Here is a 19,017-nt window from a genome sequence, read left to right as displayed (position 1 = left end):
ATGAATGCTAATTGAAATAAAACATCTTTAATCATGGCATCAAAAAACTTAATCGTAAGCATCATCCAAACCGAATTAACTTGGGAAAACAAAGACGCTAATTTTAAAAAGTTTGATGACCTTATCAACGCCATAGAATTAGATACAGACTTGATAGTTTTGCCCGAAATGTTCTCAACAGGATTCAGTATGAATGCCAAAAAACTTTACGACGAACCTGAAGGACAAACCTTAGATTGGCTACAACATCACGCCAAAGCCAAACAAGCTGCCATTACAGGAAGTGCCATTATCAAAGACCAAAATCAATATTTCAACCGATTGTTTTTTGTTGAACCCAACGGTAATTATAAAACTTACGACAAACGCCATTTGTTTACCTTAGCTGGCGAAGAAAAACATTATTCTGCTGGACAAGCCAAACTTATTGTTGATTACAAAGGCTGGAAAATCTGTCCTTTGGTTTGCTACGATTTACGTTTTCCCGTTTGGATAAGAAACCAAGAAGACTATGACTTGCTCATTTTTGTCGCCAACTGGCCAGCTATGCGCGTCAAAGCTTGGGATGCTTTATTGCAAGCTCGAGCCATTGAAAATATGAGTTATACCATAGGTGTCAACCGCATTGGCGAAGATGGTAAAGGCTATCCACATTGTGGACATTCTGCTATTTACGATGCCTTAGGCGAAAAAATCACAACCGATTTATTTGAAGAAGCTTTTGTAGAAACTAAAACTTTGTCTAAACAAGGTTTAATTGAAACTAGAGAGAAATTTGGGTTTTTGAGAGATAGAGATGAGTTTAAGGTAAGTCATTAGTTGTTAACTTTCCACTTATCGGGAATAATAGCAAAATCAGAGTTATCTAGTTTAGTAACTTTCTTTTGCATGTGAGACTTTTTAAATTTATCAAAATTATTCTTAAGTAAAACGACTTTTCTACTTGGGTTTACTCTAGCCAAATCATAACTAAAGTTATTCGGTGGAAAATAAATTTTAATTTTAATATTTTTATAGTTCTCTTTAATAAATTCTATTGGAGGTATTAAATCACTATCTGCTGTAACTAATACAATTTTATCAACTTTACCTAAAGCACAATCACCTATTAAATGTGTTGCTATATTGACATCTGTTCTTTTTTCTTCTGGTTTCGAAAAATGAGTATTACAACTTCTGCAAAGTATGTCTTTTTCAATATATTTTCCTCTAATAATTTCAAACTTTTCTTGACTTAAAATATTATTTGCTTTAAAAAGAGCACTTTGTCTTGAGTTTTTTGATGAACTTAAAGGCGATGCAGTAAAGTACTTTACTTTAACTAAATTATCTTTATCATCTAAAAAGTATGAAAAAAATTTTACTATGTTTATCCAATATGCACATAACCATTTTGGCTGTTGCTTTGTTATATTTCTAATACCATAATAAAAATTAAATCCATCAACATAAAAAATTGTTCTCATATTAATATAAAAAAAGCTGTCTTTAAAAGACAGCTGAACTTTACCAAACAGTAAAGCGATGCTTATAATGCAAAAGTAATATTATTTGTTTAATAAAAAAATCTTTAAATGTTTTTTTACAAAAAATTAACTCTAAATCAAATAACATATTAAGGTAAACTGACTCGTTGCACAACATCCCAATTGGCTCTAAGTTCTAAAAGCGTTGGACTGTATTTGACGGCTTCAGGCTGAATATTTTCAAGATAATCGCCACTGTCCCAAACCCCATTGTTGTTGTCGTCATAAATCACTTTGATATAATATTTGCCAGGGTTGACGTGCTCAAAAGTATGTGTGTTGGTATTGGTTAGTATAACCGATTTTTCAACTTTTTCTTTATCATCTACCAGTTGCACTATGGCAGGATAGCGATCAAGGTTGGTGATGGTTAAAACTAAAACACTGTAATCTGATAAGGGTTTTGTTTTGAGGTTGAGCTTGATAGTGTCGTTTGTATTGCCATAAAAATCTTTAACCGCACCAGGCAAAATACTCATTTGATATTTAGAATTTTCAACTTTATCAAAGGCCATTTCAACTTGATTTTGAAAAGAATCAACGCGAAATTTAAACTTTATTTTTAACGAATCGGTATCAATTAAATCTATTTTACTGGTATCGATATATTCTATGGGTAAATTAGCTTTGATAAAAACACGTTCATCAAATTTGATCATACTCTTGGGTTTGGTTTCAATTTGAAGCGAATCGGCTTCCATATCTTTTGTTTTAACCACAAGAGTGTCAACTTGAGATTGATGCTTAAAAGCAAATAATAAGCTATCTCTTTGAAAATAGGGTTTCATCCAATAATTTAAAGTGTCGCTTTCTCTACTTTTCGTAATTCGCGTCTGAAATGTGTCGGGTGCTTTGGTCAGTAGTTCAATATTATAATCCATGGTATCTAAAACGCCTTGGTAACCAAAAATCAAATGGTTTTTACTCACTTGTTTTGGACGAATAGGTTTAAAATCTTTATATGTATTAAATAAGTTAATTTTATAATTTTTTGTTGTCGGCAAAGTGATAAAGCTATCGATAAAACCTATTTTTTCTCGACCAGGATTAAATTTATAATCCCGGTTTTTATCCTCTAAAGCTACTAATTTGTATGTGCCTTCTCGCATATTTTCTAAGCTAAAGACGTTGGTAGAATCTTTTGAAAAAGTTACATAAGTCGGTAACTTTTTAAATACAACAGAATCTGAGTAAGTACTGTCTTTTTCATACAGCAACACACTGACAAACTCTGGCGTTTCTCTAAAATTCATATCATTCACAAAACCGTCAAGTTTCAGAGAATCAATATAATCTCCAGTAGAAAATACATATTTAAAAAATGGGAGCGGATTACCTTCATTGTTGTCTTCTATACTTTGCCCAAAGTTGATGGTATAAGTGGTGTTGTCTTGAAGCGAGTCAATAGGTAATTTTATTCTAATTTCTTTAGAGGCTGTTCCCATGGGTGTTATTTCGGGTCGTGGCAATATAGGTGGCGAAAAAATAATTTGTTGTTGTGCATTTTGCAGTCTAATAAACTCATTAAACTGAATTCTAATTTCTTCTTGATCGAAATAAGTTGAATAATTTTGTGGACTTGAAGAAACAAATTCTGGTGGCGTCACATCTTTTGGTCCGCCTTGAGGACGACCAATTTGAGCACAACTGTATATAAGTGTTGCAATGAAAACTAAACCAAAAATTAATCGAAACCGATTCAAAATCTATTTTTTTACAAAGAAACAATTTTTTCATTTGATAGTCGCTATGTCAAATCATTCTATTACTGAGAACTTGAACGCGTCGAGTTTTAATTATGTAAATTTGCAATATGAATAAAGATATTATTTTAGAAGACCTAGGATTAAAAGATTATAAAGCAACTTGGGACTATCAAGAACAGCTTTTTGATAGTATTTTGAACACCAAAATTAAAAACCGACGTCAAAATTTAACCGATAAGACGTCTAACTACTTTCTATTTGTTGAACATCCACACGTTTATACTTTAGGAAAAAGTGGAAAATTAGAACACTTATTACTCAACGAAGAACAGCTAAAAGCTAAAAATGCCACATTTTATAAAATCAATCGCGGTGGCGACATTACTTATCACGGTCCAGGTCAAATTGTGGGCTATCCGATATTAGATTTAGACAATTTTTTCACTGACATTCATAAATACCTAAGAACTTTAGAAGAAGTCATTATTCGTACGCTTAAAGATTACGGTATCGAAGCCACAAGAAGCAAAGGCGAAACAGGTGTTTGGCTCGATGTGGATACGCCATTTGCTCGTAAAATTTGTGCTATGGGCGTTCGGGCTTCGCGTTGGGTAACAATGCACGGATTTGCATTTAATGTCAACGCTGATTTAGGTTATTTTGATAACATCGTGCCTTGTGGTATCAAAGACAAAGCCGTGACTTCACTCAATGTAGAATTAGGGCAAAAAACAGTTGATATAGATGAAGTAAAGGAAAAGCTTAAACATCATTTTGAAACTTGTTTTGAGGCTAAACTCATACTGAAATAGCCACAAATTCTCGAATGAAATATTAGTGCATTAGTGGCTGAAAAATTAAAGCCACAAATTCTCGAATGAAATATATTAGTGCATTAGTGGCAAAAAAATAAAGCCACGAATTCACGAATGAAATATTGGCGCATTAATGGCGTAAATTAAAAGCCACAGATTTAAGAATGAAATATTAGTGCATTAGTGGCTGAAAAATTAAAGCCACGAATTCACGAATGAAATATTAGTGCATTAGTGGTAAAAAAATAAAACCACGAATTCTCGAATAAAATATATTAGTGCATTAGTGGCTGAAAAATTAAAGCCACGAATTCACGAATGAAATATTAGTGCACCTGCCTTTGACGGCAGTCGGGTTAGTGGAATAAAAAAACTTTATGTATTTTTGATAAATTAAGGTTATGAGTGAATTGATATATAAAGATGAATCTTATTCTATAATTGGAAAATGTATGGAAGTCCATAATCAATTAGGATCAGGATTTTTAGAAATTGTTTACAAAGATGCATTAGAATATGAATTCAAGAAATGTGGAATTGAATACGAAAGAGAAAAAAGATACAAAGTAAATTATAAAGGTATTATTTTACCTCATAAATTTTATGCTGATTTTGTCGTGATGGATAAAATTATTCTGGAAGTCAAAGCAGTTTCCGCTATTTCTGATGCCTTTGTAGCTCAGGCTATAAATTACCTCAAAGTTTCAAATAACAAATTAGCATTAATTGTAAATTTTGGAGACTTAAAACTCAGCTACCAAAGAATTGTTTGTTGAAATAGATGCGAATTTATTAGTGCATTAATGGCATAAATTAAAAGCCACAAATTCACGAATGAAATATATTAGTGCATTAATGGCATAAATTAAAAGCCACGAATTCACGAATGAAATATTGGCGCATTAATGGCGTAAATTAAAAGCCACAGATTCAAGAATGAAATATATTAGTGCATTAGTGGCTGAAAAATTAAAGCCACGAATTCACGAATGAAAAAGATGCTATAGAAATTTTTTTGATTTCACAATAATTTTTGAATAGCATTATTTCAACCATTTCTTAAAACTCAATTCCGCCTCTAATATTGATTTCAATTCTGCAATTTTCACCCGCTTTTGCTCCATACTATCACGATAACGGATAGTTACAGAATCATCTTCTCTGGTGTCGTGGTCAATGGTAATACAAAACGGTGTTCCTGCTGCATCTTGACGTCTGTAGCGGCGACCAACGGCGTCTTTTTCGTCATAAGCTACATTGAAATCCCACTTGAGATCTTCAACGATTTTTTCTGCAATTTCTGGTAAACCGTCGCGTTTTAATAAGGGTAAAACAGCTGCTTTTACTGGTGCTAAAATTGAAGGCAGTTTTAAAACTGTTCTCGAAGAGCCGTCTTCCAAAGTCTCATCTTGAAGTGTTGCTGAAAAGACAGCAAGAAACATACGGTCTAAACCAATTGAAGTTTCTATCACATAAGGCGTGTAAGACTCGCTTTCTTCATGGTCAAAATATTGTAATTTTTTACCTGATAATTTTTCATGGGCTTTCAGGTCAAAATCGGTTCTGGAATGAATGCCTTCTAATTCTTTAAAGCCAAACGGAAAATCAAATTCAATGTCTGTTGCCGCATTGGCGTAATGTGCTAATTTCTCATGGTCGTGAAAACGGTAATGCTCTTTGCCTAAACCTAAGGAATCATGCCAAGCTTGGCGTTGTTCTTTCCAATATTCAAACCATTTGAGTTCGTCTCCAGGCTTGACAAAAAACTGCATTTCCATTTGTTCAAACTCGCGTTGTCTGAAGATAAACTGACGGGCAACAATTTCATTTCTAAAGGCTTTACCGATTTGAGCAATACCAAACGGGATTTTCATCCGACCTGTTTTTTGCACATTGGCAAAATTTACAAAAATTCCCTGTGCCGTTTCAGGTCTAAGATACAAGTCAGATGCCGACTCTGAAGACGCACCCATTTTAGTACCAAACATCAAGTTAAATTGTTTGACGTCGGTCCAATTTTTTGACCCTGAGGCAGGACAAGCTATGTCTAATTCTTCAATCAAAGCTTTGACATCAGCAAGGTTTTCTTCAGTAAGCGATTTAGCCAAGCGTTCTAAAATTTCTTTTGAACGTGCTCTGTATTTCACCACACGTGGATGAGTGTTTACAAACTGTGCTTCGTCAAAATCATCGCCAAAGCGTTTTTTGGCTTTTGCAATTTCTTTTTGCACTTTTTGCTCTAGTTTTTCTACATAATCTTCTACTAAAACATCAGCACGATAGCGTTTTTTAGAATCCTTATTGTCGATTAACGGATCATTAAACGCATCGACGTGCCCAGAAGCTTTCCAAGTTTTAGGATGCATCAGTATAGCCGCGTCTAAACCAACGATGTTTTGGTGGAGTTGCGTCATACTTTTCCACCAATAGGTTTTGATGTTATTTTTGAGTTCAACGCCATTTTGACCGTAGTCATAAACCGCACTTAAACCATCGTATATTTCGCTCGACGAAAAAATATAGCCATATTCCTTAGCGTGAGCGATTACCTGCTTAAATTTATCTTGATTATTTGCCATAGCGCAAAAATATAAATTAAAGCCTGATTATGATTTAGAAAGATACATATTTCTATGTTTATGTGTTTATAGGTTTTTAAGTTTACAAGCTGAAAGTATTATGTAAGCTTTTTATATGAGTAAAGATAATTAGAATAAGATCCTTACTAACATAACGTTAGGCTTTGCAAATCTTATGGCTAATAAATAATTGGTATAACAACAATAGACTTCGCATAAAGCAAAATCTTATAAACCCATAAACTCATATTATGACATTGCTCATATTTTATAGACCAAAATTTATTGATATTTGGAATACAATTTAAAACCTATTAACGATGAAAAATCGAGATATCATATCAAAAATAATGACCAAAAACTTGGTTAAACTCAATTTAGACGACAGTTTATCAAAAGCCGAAGCCCTATTCAAAAAAAACAAGATTAAACATTTACCCGTTGTAAAAGGGGATAAAATCGTTGGTATGTTGAGTTATTCAGATTTGTTGCGTATTTCATTTGCTGATGCAACAGATGAGTCTGGTAATTATGTAGAATCTACTGTTTACGATATGTTCAGTCTTGAACAAGTTATGACCCATAAAGTGATTTGTGTCAACAGTGATGATTCTATCAAAGATGTTGCTGAGATTTTGGCTCGTGAGCACTTTCATGCCTTGCCTGTTATTGAGCATGATGAACTCATTGGCATTATCACCTCAACAGACATTATCAATTTCTTTTTAGATCGGTTCTATTAAACCATTCATCTATATAATAACGTGAGTTCGACTAACGACATATACTTTTATTTTAGGATTGTTTAAAGCAGTTTTTCAGCTAATGAAGTCTCTAACCAACAGCAACTGAGAATGCCAATTGGTTTAGAATGTTTCAACATGCTTAAACTCAATTTTTCTCTTTATGATTATGGCGTCATTAACTACAAAAGGTTTAGGTATCATATGAGAGGAACGTTTGGGGACATCAAAAACAGCCTTGTCTAATAAATCAAAACGGCTCTCATAAATCACAAACTCAGGTAATGGCAATTTGCTTTTAAATTGAATAATTAAATTTTCGCGATTTACCACATGATATGTCAACAGACGGTCTTGATAACGCTTATAGAAAATATGATAAGATTCATTTTTACTAAATATTGAGTCAGCAGTTTGCCCATTAACTTCAAAATGTTCAAAATTATATTTTTTATCAGCATAGATTTCTATTCGTCTAATTTCTATTTCTGGGGCAATACTCAGGTTGACTTCTACTTTGTTTTGACTTATAGTATCAACAGTGATTTCATATTTTGATTTTGACAAATTTATGTAGGGAGCAATTGCTTTTCTATTAAATCTCGTTTTATACTTGCTTTGCAAACTCGTGCTATCAATTGGTATTGTGTTTTTAAAAAACCCTTTATTCCAAGCATCTAAGTTTTGGTCATAGGTAGCCCAAAAGGCTTTTTTTGTATCAACATCTTGCAGGTAAACTAAACTATTGGGTTTAGGTCGTGTTTTAGAAAATCCCGAATTAAAATGTGCAACAATAAGAAAAGCTACTCCTAAAAGGAACAATACACGTGATAATAACTTTTTGAAAGGTAAATAACCAATAAAACTATATACAAGTCCAAAAACTAAAACACAAAAAACAGTAGATATGACAAGCATATTTAAACCTAAGCCAACAGGGAAAAACTGAATTAATGGAATGACAAGCCCAATACATGGTAGGCTCAAAAACCAAACTATAAAAAGATTTGGAATTTCTTTAAACGTAGCCATAGCAAATGCAATGATTCCAAAACCAAGTGGAATAATAAAATAAGAAGCCCCGGGCAAATAAATATTTATCAGTGCACAAATAATAAACCAAAAAAGTATTGGTGCAATTAAAGCATTTTGTGGGTTAAGTTTTTTTTGAAATCTTGTATATATCAAAAATGTTAACCCAAGTGTTAGGCATACAAATGCAAAAATATAATTGTGCCCATTGTAAGGAAAACCCTGTAGAATTTCAGAATATTCTGGATATAACCAAAGCAATGCTTTCCAACCCAAAAAACCAAATGCAAATGCACTTAATAATGAAATAATAAAAGGCAAAAAACCTAAAAACATTTCACGCCTGTTAATAGATTTTGATTTAAAACCAAAAAATATAATAATCAAAAAAAGTAAAACGTTTGCAGCATAAGCCCACCAAATCCAATCAAAGGGATAATGAAACATACCAAATTCAGGCAAGTTAAAATAAACCATATCTGAATCACTCATAAGATTGTCATCCAATGAGACTTCACTAAAATGCTTCAAAAGATCAATAGCATATTCACCTTGATGAGAGAGCGAATTTTTATCTAAGCGTTTTGGTATATCAAGAGAAGTATGATAATCAAAATGGTCGTCAATAAAGGCAAAGAAAAAACTCGGTATATCTGCTTTTTCTCTGAACACAGTAGAATCAGTGTCGTTTGGCAACATTTTATAGACACTATACATAAGAGATGTTGCCATAGGATGTTTGATTTCAGATTCGGCAAACGCCTTTATCATTTTAGAGTTGCCGTGATTGGTTTCGATAATCATATTACTTGGACCACCGCTACCACGAGCTTCAAAATTCAATACTAAACCTACATTTTTAGCCCAAGGATGATTATCTACAAATAGATTTGCACCAAGAAGCCCAACTTCTTCAGCATCTGTGAAACAAATAATAATATCATGTTGAGGTATTGTGCCTGAGGCTAAAAACGCTCTTGTGGCTTCTAAGATTGTCGCAACTCCACTAGCGGCGTCACTTGCTCCAAAAGATGAATGTGGTTCAGAATCGTAGTGAGACATCAATAGTAAAGCCTTAGATTTTGGATTTGTGCCTTCAATTTTAGCAATAATATTTTCTGGAATACTAAACTCACCGTATTTGTTAAGGCTATAGCCTTGTTGGGTATGGACTTTTAGACCGAGATTTTCTAACTGATTGATAATATAATTTCTAGCATAACTATGTTGATTAGAGCCAACATAATGTTCGTCTGAAGCTAAAGCTTCAACATGCTTAAAAGCTCGGTCAGTAGAAAACTCTACTTTTTTTGAATTAAAATCTGTAGAATATTGAGGTGAAAAATCATAAAAAACATAACCAATACTAAGAATAAATACCAATAGGGCAATAAACGGATATAGCCTTTGTTTAATCATTTTTTATACGTTTTACGAGGGCATAATAATTATCATCCAACGAAAGGTAGCCTTGATCATATACAAAATAGTAAATTTTACCAGCTTTGGTTTTATAAATACTGGTAAAATAGTTGAAGTTGAACCCTTTTCTAAGCAAATTATCTTTAGTTGTTTTTGTTTTTTGATTTGGGTTTAGTTTTTCTAGTATTCTGTAGTTTTTTCTGAGTAGGTTATTTGTATTTCTTAAGATATTTTTGGTGTCACGATTTTTTTTATTGTTGTAAGCATTACGACAATAGTCAGAGCAAAATTTTTTATCTGCTCTGCCTATAACTTCAATCCCACATTCTAAACATTTCCTTTTCATCAGTTTTTAGTTATGCTATTTCAAAAACTATATATTCTTATTATATATGATGTTGAGCGTAAAATTAACAAAAAAACCTCAACTCTATCGTTGAGGTTTTAATTATATTTATTTGATTTAGATATTATTCTACAATAATAAATTTAGAACGTCTGTTTTTCTCGTGTTCTTTTTCAGTACAACCATTGCTACAATCTATGACTGGTTCGGTTTCTCCTTTTCCTACGGCAGACAATCTAGATTCATCTATACCTTTGTCAACGAGATATTTAAGTGTGTTTTTTGCTCTTGCCTCTGAAAGGTTTTGGTTGTAAATTTTTGGTCCTCTAATGTCAGTGTGACTTTCAATTCTAATAACTAAATCAGGATATTTTTTTAAAGTGGCTACGATTTTATCTAATTCAAAAGCAGCTTCAGGTCTGATAGATGCTTTATCAAAATCAAATAAAATATTGGAGAGTGTAACTTCTCTTTCTTCGATAATTACTTCTATTGGTTTAAGTCTAAGGTCAACTTCCATTAAATCACCTATTGCTGTTATGGTTTTAGAATCGCTTTCAAAATCTTTTAGATTGGCTTGAATATCGTATTCTAAATTGCTGATTACTATTTCTTGAACCTGACCATTGATGTCAGTAGTTAAAGAAGCTATTTCATTGTCATCATCATCGTAAAAAAGAACACTTGCGTCTTTTAAAGGTTCGTCTGTATCATTATTTAAGACATTAACAATAATATTAGTCTCATCAAGAGGTTTGATAAGTTTGACTTGATAAATATTATCATTTAGTGGATTTTCACCTCTGTTGCTTGATACATAGCCTCTATCAACTTGATTGAAATAGCTAAATGCAAAATCATCATTTGAGCTATTGATGGGTGCACCTAGATTTTCTGGTTTAGCGTAAGAGCCATTGTTCATACTGGTATGAAAAACGTCTAATCCACCAAGTCCTAGATGACCATCTGATGAAAAGAACAGTTTGTTATCTGCATCAACAAATGGGAAGCTTTCACGAGCAGGCGTATTAACTTTTGAGCCAAGATTTTTAGGTTCGCCAAAGCTACCATCATCATTAATGCTTACCATATATAAATCGGATTTGCCGTAACCACCATCCATATTGCTAGAAAAATATAGCGTTGAATTGTCAGGGCTTAATGCAGGATGACTAACGGAATATTCTGAGCTTGTGAAAGGTAAAGCTTTGATGTCTTTCCACTCTCCATTGACTTTTTTGGCTTGATAAATCTTTAATTGCCCTATACCATCTTCGCTTTTTTCGTAATCTCCGTCTAAATAATCATTTCTAGTAAAATATAGGGTTTGCCCATCATTACTAATGGCAATTGTACCTTCGTTAAATTTTGTATTTACATCGCCTTCAAGCAGTTTTTCATTTTTAAATGTACCAGCTACATTATCAGCCTTATAGATATCAGTTGTAGGTTGATCATTCCAGCCATAAGTTCGTCTAGATTTGTTTCTAGAGCTCACAAAATAGAAATAGGTGTCATTTTCGTAACCTCCAAAGTCCGAATATTCAGAGTTTAAATCCATAGCTTTAGCTTCGTAATTTGGTGCCATGTTTTGGAGTTCTTGAACAAAATCTTTATTGGCTAAAAAAGCTTTAGCTCTACTGTCATTTGGTGCTTTGGTAGCAAAATCTTGATAGGCCTTTTTGGCTTTATCATATTTTTTGTTTGAAAGTAATATTTGGGCATAATTAAAGTAGTCTTCAGCTTGTGGGTTTTCAGCGTTTTTAAAATACTGTTCATAATATCTCTCAGATTCTTTGGTGTTTGAAATATTATAATTGGCAATAGCAAGTTGCTTATAGACATAGGCATTAGCCTTATCTTTTGAAATTAGTTTTTCATAACTTTTAATAGCATCTACAAATTCTAGTCTGTTAAAATGCTTATCTGCTTTTTTTGTATCATCATTTTGTGCATTCATCGTTTGGAGTGATAGCATCAAAATGAATAGGATTTGTAATATATTTTTCATGGTTTTAAATATAATTTTATGATTAGAAATAACGAGGTGATAAGAATGTTTTTTTCTTAAAGTAAATATCAAATCTCAAGAAGACTTCAAATGATTCAGTATCTAAAGCACTTGATACATTATCATAAGCAAAGCCCAGTTGTATCCAATCCGTAGGTCTAAAACCTACTAAACCACTAAAAGAGTCTTCGGTTCTGTATGACGCACCAATTTCAAACTTTTCAAAAAATAAGACGTTGGCATTAATGTCGAAAGTGGGATCTGCTCCAAAGTCAGTTTTTACTAAAGTAGAAGGTTTAAATTTGATATTGTCTGACAAGTCAAATACATAACCAGCCGTTGCAAACAAATGTTGTGTTTCTGAACCAAAAGTGCGACTGTTAGCATCAAGATGCTCTGAATCTAAAAAGTTGGGCATAGATACTCCTAGATAATATTTATCTGAATAGAAAAAGAAACCTGCTCCAATATTGGCAAAAGTCTCGTTAACATTGGAGCTAAAAGCATCGTCATTATTATCTTGTAAAGTCAAATCTATTAGACCTACATCAAAAAAAGACGCTCCTGCTTTAATACCAAAAGCCAATTTGTGTTTGGCTCCTAATTCTATGGTATATGATATATCAGCAAATAAGTTGGTTTCTTCTACAGGACCAATTTCATCGGATATAGCACTTAACCCTATACCCAAACCGTTATCAAGTGGAGTATGTGCGGCAAAGGTAAAGGTTTGTGGTCCGCCATCAATGTCGGTATATTGGTCTCTGTAAAGCAAACCTACTGACAAACTCTCTCTTGAGCCCGCATAAGCAGGATTGACCACATTCATATTATACATATATTGGGTGTATTGCGGATCTTGTTGAGCAAAACTATCTGGAATACTCAAAAATCCGATGAGACAAGCTATTATTAATATTTTCTTCATAGTATATATTGTTATTTGTTATTTAATGTTGATTATTGTTCTAAGTTGATGTAAACCCAGCCTTTAACAACGCGTCCAAAACGTTGGTCTGAATTAGCTAAGTTTATGACGTAAAAATAGGTTCCTGTAGAAAGCTCATCGCCATCATCATCTTGACCACAGAATTGCTTGGTATAATTGGACTCATCAAATACTTTTTTGCCATATCGGTTAAAGACTTGAAATCTATCTATACCGAGTTGATCATCCAACCAAGTTAAATCCATACAATCATTAAAGCCATCTTGTCCTGGAGAAATTCCTTGGGTAATCACACAATTGTCAACGTCGTAGTTAGTAACTTCTGCAGTGGCTGTACTTTCACAACCTTGATTGTTTACTGTAATGACGTAAGTTCCTTCTTCTGAAGCTGTAATGCTTGAGTTGTTGTCGCCTATAGGGTTTCCGTTTAAAGTCCAAGAATAAGAAACGTTAGGGTCATTATTGGTTAAGCCTGTATTTAAAACAACTTCATCTTCAGCACACTTCATAACATCTTGAAGGCTTACATCAATTGTTTCTACAACGTTTACAGTAACTTGAGCAGTTTGAACACAACCGTTGACATCTGTTTCTAAAGTATATGTTCCGCTTTCTGAAACCGTTAAAGTTTCTTCGGTAGAACCATCACTCCAAGTGTAAAAAATTTGATTTTCTTGAGCTGAGGTTAAGCCAGTTACAGTTGGTGTCAAGGTAATATTTTGTGGACCACCATCACCAGTACATAAATTTTGATCACCTCCAAGGTCTAAAGTATAACTCACTAATTCTACTTGAATTTGATCAGTTGAAGTACATCCATTATTATCAATAGTAACTTCGTACACACCACCATCAGTTATATCAAGGGTTGGATTGGTTTCTCCTGGTAAAGCAGCCCCATCTTTTGTCCAAGCATAAGTTGGCGAGTCTAAGTCGTTTAAATTCATAGGTGTAGCATCTAAGGTATTGGTGTCACCATCACAAATTACCGCTGAACCCGCAATATCAACTTGTGGATTATTGAATAAAGTGAATGTTTCTGTAACAATTTCGTCGCATCCATTAAATGATGTGGTTAAAGTTACCGTTTCACCTTGAGTAAGTTCAATAGTTGGCGTATTTTCACCAGTACTCCATTGATAAGTCACTTGATTAATTTCGTCTTGAGTTAATCCTGTAAATTCTGGAGACACCAAAACCGTTTCACCTTGACCAATACAGTTTTCTGGCGGGATAGGTAAAGCAACTTGATAATCTATAAGGTTGACATCAAAGGTGTTGGGAACATCGTCACAGGCATTAGCATCAATAACTACTTGATACTGACCACCGTCATCAACCGTTAAGGTTGGGTTGGTTTCGCCTGTTAACTCAACGCCATCTTTAAACCATTGGTAATTTATACTGGTGTAGGCGGAAGAATTTGTTGGTTCTCCATCTAATGTGATAGTCTCACCAGCACACAAATCAATAGGTGTATTTGGTGCAAACTCAGGCTCAGGATAGAATTCAACAGTAACCAAATTTGATACCCCAAAACAGGCTGTGCCTCCAGCACCAATTTGGATTCCAACTTCGTAATCACCTGACTCTGTAACTTCCAAAGTTTGTCCATTTTCACCTGGAATAATATTACCATCTTGTGCCCAGAAGTATTGAATGTTGGCTGTACTAAATCCTGCGTCTAATGTTACTATTTCGCCTTCGCATGGTGCGGTTCCGTTAGCAATTGTGATATCAGGTCCTAAATCTATTCCACCTAAGTCGAATGATTCAGATTCTAAAAAAACAGCTGAATTTAAAATGGTGTCACCTCTATCAGCTATCACTAATTTAATATTATAGGTTTGACCAGGAATCACATTCGCTGAAGCTGTTAGCGGAACCGTTTGACCGAAATACATGGTAGAACCATTGCCTGAATTTGTTCCGTCAAATAGTTGTGGGACAGCAAATTCACCCAATGTTCCAGCTCCACAGGTAGTACTTGTATGAATGTTAGTTGGGTTAACAGGTATATTGGTTCCTGGAATAACCGCTATATTTTGCCCACCAAGATCCAGAGTAACATCAGGTGTGTTAGGGTTGGCATCGTGGTTATAGTCGTTCACATTAGAAATACCAGGGCCACTTAAAATAAAAGCAAAAGTATCTGCATAATTACATATATAAGTAGGATATTCATCTGATGCGAGTAAATAATTAAAACTGATTTGATCGACAAAAGGGATAAATTCAAATTCAATAACAGTTGCATTATAAGTATTACCAGGTTGTTGAATAAGAGCTTCTAAGTCAGGATCTCCAACCCAACCATATCCACCGCCTTGTGCTAGAGTACCTGTAGGCACCATGTCAACTCCATTTGTAGCCAGTACAATACCGCCATCAAAAGGAAAATTTTGCGGAGATGTTGTACCGTCAAAGGCACCATAACTATCAAAAAGTTCTCCACCAATAGAGCTGTTGTTTGGTGATGTTACATTATTAACCTCAGCACATTGTCCTAAGACTAAGACATCATCGACTAATTGTTGAACGGTCAATGTATTGTCTACCGCAATCTGGCTTTGGGCGGAAAACACACCCAAACCAAAAAGTAATAAGAGGAATATTCTATTCATGTTTTTTAATTTATGCTCATAATTTTATCCTTTGTTTTATTGTTCATTGATAATATATATCCAACCTTTTTGAAGTCTGCCAAAACTTGGGTCTTCATTTTGTAATTTAATAACATAAAAATAGGTACCTGTTTTAAGGCGGTTTCCATTATCAGACTGTCCCATAAATTCATCCCTATAGTTTGATTTTTCATAAACTCGTTTTCCGTAACGGTTAAAGATTTCTAATTTAGAAATACCTGAACGATCTGCCAAAAAGTTAAGGTCTAATTTATCATTAAAACCATCATTGCCTGGAGAAATACCTTGAGGAATCACACAATTATCGATATCATACTTATTAAGTGAAATTTCGCTGTCTACAAAACAACTGGTTCCAATTTCAACCTCTAAAGCAATTATAGTTTCATTATTGTCTGTAAAAGTAGGCTCAAAGCTATTGAGGCTAGGATTAGTTTCACCAGGTATTGCCGTGTTATTTTCAAACCACTGGTATTGAGCTTCTGCCTCTGTAGCATTAATTAAGTCTGAACTAATACTAACGGTCTCACCAGCACAAAAAGTATTGTCTTCATCATTTGTGGATAGATTAACGCTAATATCTTCTCTTAAGGAAAGACTGATATTGTTTATTGTACTACAAGCTGGATCATCAAAATACACCTCAACTTCATAGAGTCCAAATTCAGTCGGGTTAATTATAGCTGTATTTTGATTTAATGGGTTTCCGTCAAGTGACCAAAGGTAATTCACAGGTTGTCCATTTGCATTAGAAGGTGTAGCATTGAGAACAATTTCACCCAAATCACAGGTTGCCGTATCTGGACCAAGTGCTATGATAGGAGATTCGTTAAATGTATATTCAACGCTTTCAGTTACAGGACAACCGTCTATAGTTACAGTAACTTCATAAGTTCCTGTTGTGTCAACATCTATAGAAGAAGTCGTTTCACCTGTACTCCATAAGTAAGTTGCATTAGTAGAATCAACTCCATTCACAATAGCTGTTATAGTTTGAGTGCCAGCATCACAAAAGGTTTGGTCACCACCGAGGTCAACCGTGAAATCGGCTGAGTTCACTTGAATATCAAAAACATTTACACAGTTGATATCGTTTCCATCTGTATCAACATTGAGATTTGTTGTCGTAATTTCAACGCTATAGTTTCCAGTTTGGTTTAAGTCTAAAGTTGCTTGAGTTTCTCCACTGATTGGATTATTATTTAGAAACCATTGATATTCAAAACTATCGTAATCATTAATGTTTTGTACTGAAGCATCTAAAGTAACAGTTTCGTTACTACAAGCTGTAATTTGGGCTGGCAAATTATTTACTGGTTCAGGTATTAAAGTTACTTCAAATTCTTCTGTACTAACTTCAGTGCCATTCAGTGTTAAAACTTGATATAATCCTGATTGCGTAGCTGTATATGTAGGTTGATTTTCGCCAGTTAGTGGGTCAAATTGTTGTGTTGACTCGTTAAATAGTAGCCATTGAAATTGATCAGCAGCACTATCAGTAGCTGTTAATGCAGCACCATCGACTTGACAAGCCGTTACTTGATTTTGCAATACAATGTCGCAATTGGTAGAACCAATTCCTGGTGCACCAGTATTGGTTTGTCCTAAACTTATAAACCCTGGAGCACCGTCATAGTTTGTAATAAGTACTGCATATATTTCACCAGCTTGTGCGTTTTGAATTGTAAAAGTTTCTGTTGGTGCAGCTGAATAACTACAATCTATCACATTACCGTAAGGATAATTATTATCAAATGTATTGCTACTACATTGCGTGCAACTATCCAAATCATTGCAAAATTGTGTATCGGGAAACGGTCCCCAAGCTATAAAATCTACGTCAAGAGGTGTTCCTGTTGGATTTCCATTTGCGTCAAATTGGGTGTTTTGAACAATTTCAAAAACAAGATCTCCTGAATCTTCAATCTGCATAAAAAACCAAACAGGATTGGGTTGAGTGCCTAAACATCCATAATTACTTAAATTAGGATCAGCTTCTGTTCCGCTAGAATCATCTACGTTTTCAAAAATTAGAGACTCTCCAAGATCAGGTGCACAAAATGGATCAGATCCAAAACAGCCACAAGACTCTAAGGTTTGGCTTGGACTTGTTAATATGCAATTGACATCATCTACATTTTCAACAGTAAAAACAACATCTGTTCCTAAGGCATAAGGACCATAGGTTAATGTTGTTGGTGTTGTTACATTTTGAAGAGCATCACCTTGGTTATTTGTAATATCCAAAGAAGACGCTGAACCAAGATCTGTAATATTTACTTCCATAGAAAACTCCTCATTACCATTTCCACAATTACCAACAACCGCATAATCTACTTGCGGATTTACACAAGTGGCACAACTCACGGTTAAGTCGATAGGATTAATATTAGTTGAGCTTAGACAACTTATTATGCCATCAGAGTTCACTTGAACCGTGATTTCATCACCCGTTGATTGAAAAGTTAAGCCTGATAAATCTCCTGCATTACCATAGCCATTAAAGAGTTCTGTGCCATCTGAATCGAGAACGATAAACTCATCCCATCCGTTTTCCACATTTCCAGAATTTACCGTTAAGTTTAAAGAAGATCCATCACTGCTGACATAGGTGAATTCTTCTACAACGCCAGAATCATAACAAAAGTTAGTGTTGACAGGTCCAACGGTGCAATCTACTAAATTTAAGGTACAATTATCTTGGGTAAGCACACCAGAGGCAACTTGACAATTCGCATCTTGATTATTTGAAGCCGTCAATTCAACTTGTGTTCCATTATTATAAGGTCCAAAAGTCAAAACGCCAGTAGCAGAAGCGGTTTGAGCAGGATTACCTTGATTATCTGTAATATCTAAATCAGTAGCAGAACCGAGATCAATAACATCGGCTTCAACAAAAAACTGTGGTGCGTTTAAACAATCGTCAACAAGGTTGAAATTAACTTGCGGATTGGTACAAGTGGCACAACTCACCGTTAAGTCAATAGGATTAATATTAGTTGAACCTTGGCAATCTATAGAACCGTCAGGGGTCACTTGAACCGTGATTTCATCACCCATTGATTGAAAAGTTAAGCCTGATAGATCTCCTGCATTACCATAGCCATTAAAGAGTTCTGTGCCATCTGAATCGAGAACGATAAACTCATCAAAATTATTTTCAACATTTCCAGAATTCACCGTTAAGTTTAAAGGTGAACCATCACTGCTGACAAATGTAAACTCTTCATTAACACCAGAATC

The 19,017-nt window shown here is 34.2% G+C and carries 13 protein-coding genes; 4 read left to right on the top strand and 9 right to left on the bottom strand.

The features are described 5' to 3' along the window. The first annotated feature begins 33 nt into the window (after positions 1-33). Positions 34-819 carry an amidohydrolase gene (locus tag ACSSV5_RS10635; protein WP_454245855.1) on the top strand — a complete coding sequence of 262 codons (786 nt, stop codon included), beginning with the start codon at positions 34-36 and terminating at the stop codon, positions 817-819. Here ACSSV5_RS10635 and ACSSV5_RS10630 read toward each other — a convergent pair. Together ACSSV5_RS10630 and ACSSV5_RS10625 are read right to left on the bottom strand one after the other, a co-directional pair. Next, positions 816-1,466, bottom strand: a complete 651-nt coding sequence (locus ACSSV5_RS10630; RefSeq protein ID WP_454245854.1) for an NYN domain-containing protein — start codon at positions 1,464-1,466, stop codon at positions 816-818. The two genes, ACSSV5_RS10635 and ACSSV5_RS10630, sit on opposite strands and share 4 nt — an antisense overlap. A 149-nt stretch (positions 1,467-1,615) precedes the next feature. Further along, positions 1,616-3,229, bottom strand: coding sequence for an Ig-like domain-containing protein (locus tag ACSSV5_RS10625; protein ID WP_454245853.1), 1,614 nt, complete (start codon positions 3,227-3,229; stop codon positions 1,616-1,618). A 110-nt stretch (positions 3,230-3,339) separates the two neighbouring features. Between ACSSV5_RS10625 and lipB the strand changes: the two genes are divergently transcribed. Both lipB and ACSSV5_RS10615 read left to right on the top strand, forming a co-directional pair. After that, the gene (gene lipB / locus ACSSV5_RS10620; protein ID WP_211064883.1) at positions 3,340-4,044 is read left to right on the top strand and encodes a lipoyl(octanoyl) transferase LipB; all 705 of its coding nucleotides are present in this window, start codon (positions 3,340-3,342) and stop codon (positions 4,042-4,044) included. 404 nt (positions 4,045-4,448) lie between these two features. Continuing rightward, entirely contained in the window at positions 4,449-4,823 is a 375-nt protein-coding gene (locus ACSSV5_RS10615) for a GxxExxY protein (protein ID WP_454245852.1), read from the top strand. Positions 4,824-5,090: 267 nt separating this feature from the next. Here the strand turns inward: ACSSV5_RS10615 and ACSSV5_RS10610 are convergent, their stop codons facing one another. Next, the gene (locus tag ACSSV5_RS10610; RefSeq protein WP_454245851.1) at positions 5,091-6,626 is read right to left on the bottom strand and encodes a glycine--tRNA ligase; all 1,536 of its coding nucleotides are present in this window, start codon (positions 6,624-6,626) and stop codon (positions 5,091-5,093) included. 320 nt (positions 6,627-6,946) lie between these two features. Here ACSSV5_RS10610 and ACSSV5_RS10605 point away from each other — a divergent pair, with 320 nt between their 5' ends. After that, a complete protein-coding gene (locus tag ACSSV5_RS10605) occupies positions 6,947-7,369 on the top strand; it encodes a CBS domain-containing protein (protein ID WP_211064886.1) in 423 nt (140 codons plus the stop codon). Between the two features lie 123 nt (positions 7,370-7,492). Here ACSSV5_RS10605 and ACSSV5_RS10600 read toward each other — a convergent pair whose 3' ends face one another. The 6 genes from ACSSV5_RS10600 to ACSSV5_RS10575 all read right to left on the bottom strand — a co-directional run. Beyond that, complete coding sequence (locus ACSSV5_RS10600; RefSeq protein WP_454245850.1) at positions 7,493-9,820, bottom strand: M20/M25/M40 family metallo-hydrolase; 2,328 nt, start codon at positions 9,818-9,820, stop codon at positions 7,493-7,495. Next, positions 9,813-10,169 (bottom strand): hypothetical protein, encoded by a 357-nt coding sequence (locus ACSSV5_RS10595; protein WP_211064888.1) that lies wholly within the window; start codon positions 10,167-10,169, stop codon positions 9,813-9,815. Before ACSSV5_RS10595 ends, ACSSV5_RS10600 begins: the two co-directional genes overlap by 8 nt. Before the next feature lie 124 nt (positions 10,170-10,293). Beyond that, positions 10,294-12,180: an OmpA family protein gene (locus tag ACSSV5_RS10590; protein WP_454245849.1), complete on the bottom strand. Its 1,887-nt coding sequence runs from the start codon at positions 12,178-12,180 to the stop codon at positions 10,294-10,296. Between the two features lie 22 nt (positions 12,181-12,202). Next, positions 12,203-13,108 (bottom strand): PorP/SprF family type IX secretion system membrane protein, encoded by a 906-nt coding sequence (locus ACSSV5_RS10585; protein ID WP_454245848.1) that lies wholly within the window; start codon positions 13,106-13,108, stop codon positions 12,203-12,205. A 32-nt stretch (positions 13,109-13,140) separates the two neighbouring features. Beyond that, positions 13,141-15,753 (bottom strand): choice-of-anchor L domain-containing protein, encoded by a 2,613-nt coding sequence (locus ACSSV5_RS10580; protein ID WP_454245847.1) that lies wholly within the window; start codon positions 15,751-15,753, stop codon positions 13,141-13,143. 36 nt (positions 15,754-15,789) lie between these two features. Beyond that, a partial coding sequence (locus ACSSV5_RS10575; RefSeq protein WP_454245846.1) for a T9SS type B sorting domain-containing protein occupies positions 15,790-19,017 on the bottom strand: 3,228 nt, incomplete at its 5' end.

Source organism: Psychroflexus sp. MBR-150 (assembly GCF_053628795.1).
The sequence above is the reverse complement of the archived record's forward strand: the minus strand, read 5'-3'. Positions and strand labels throughout refer to the sequence as shown.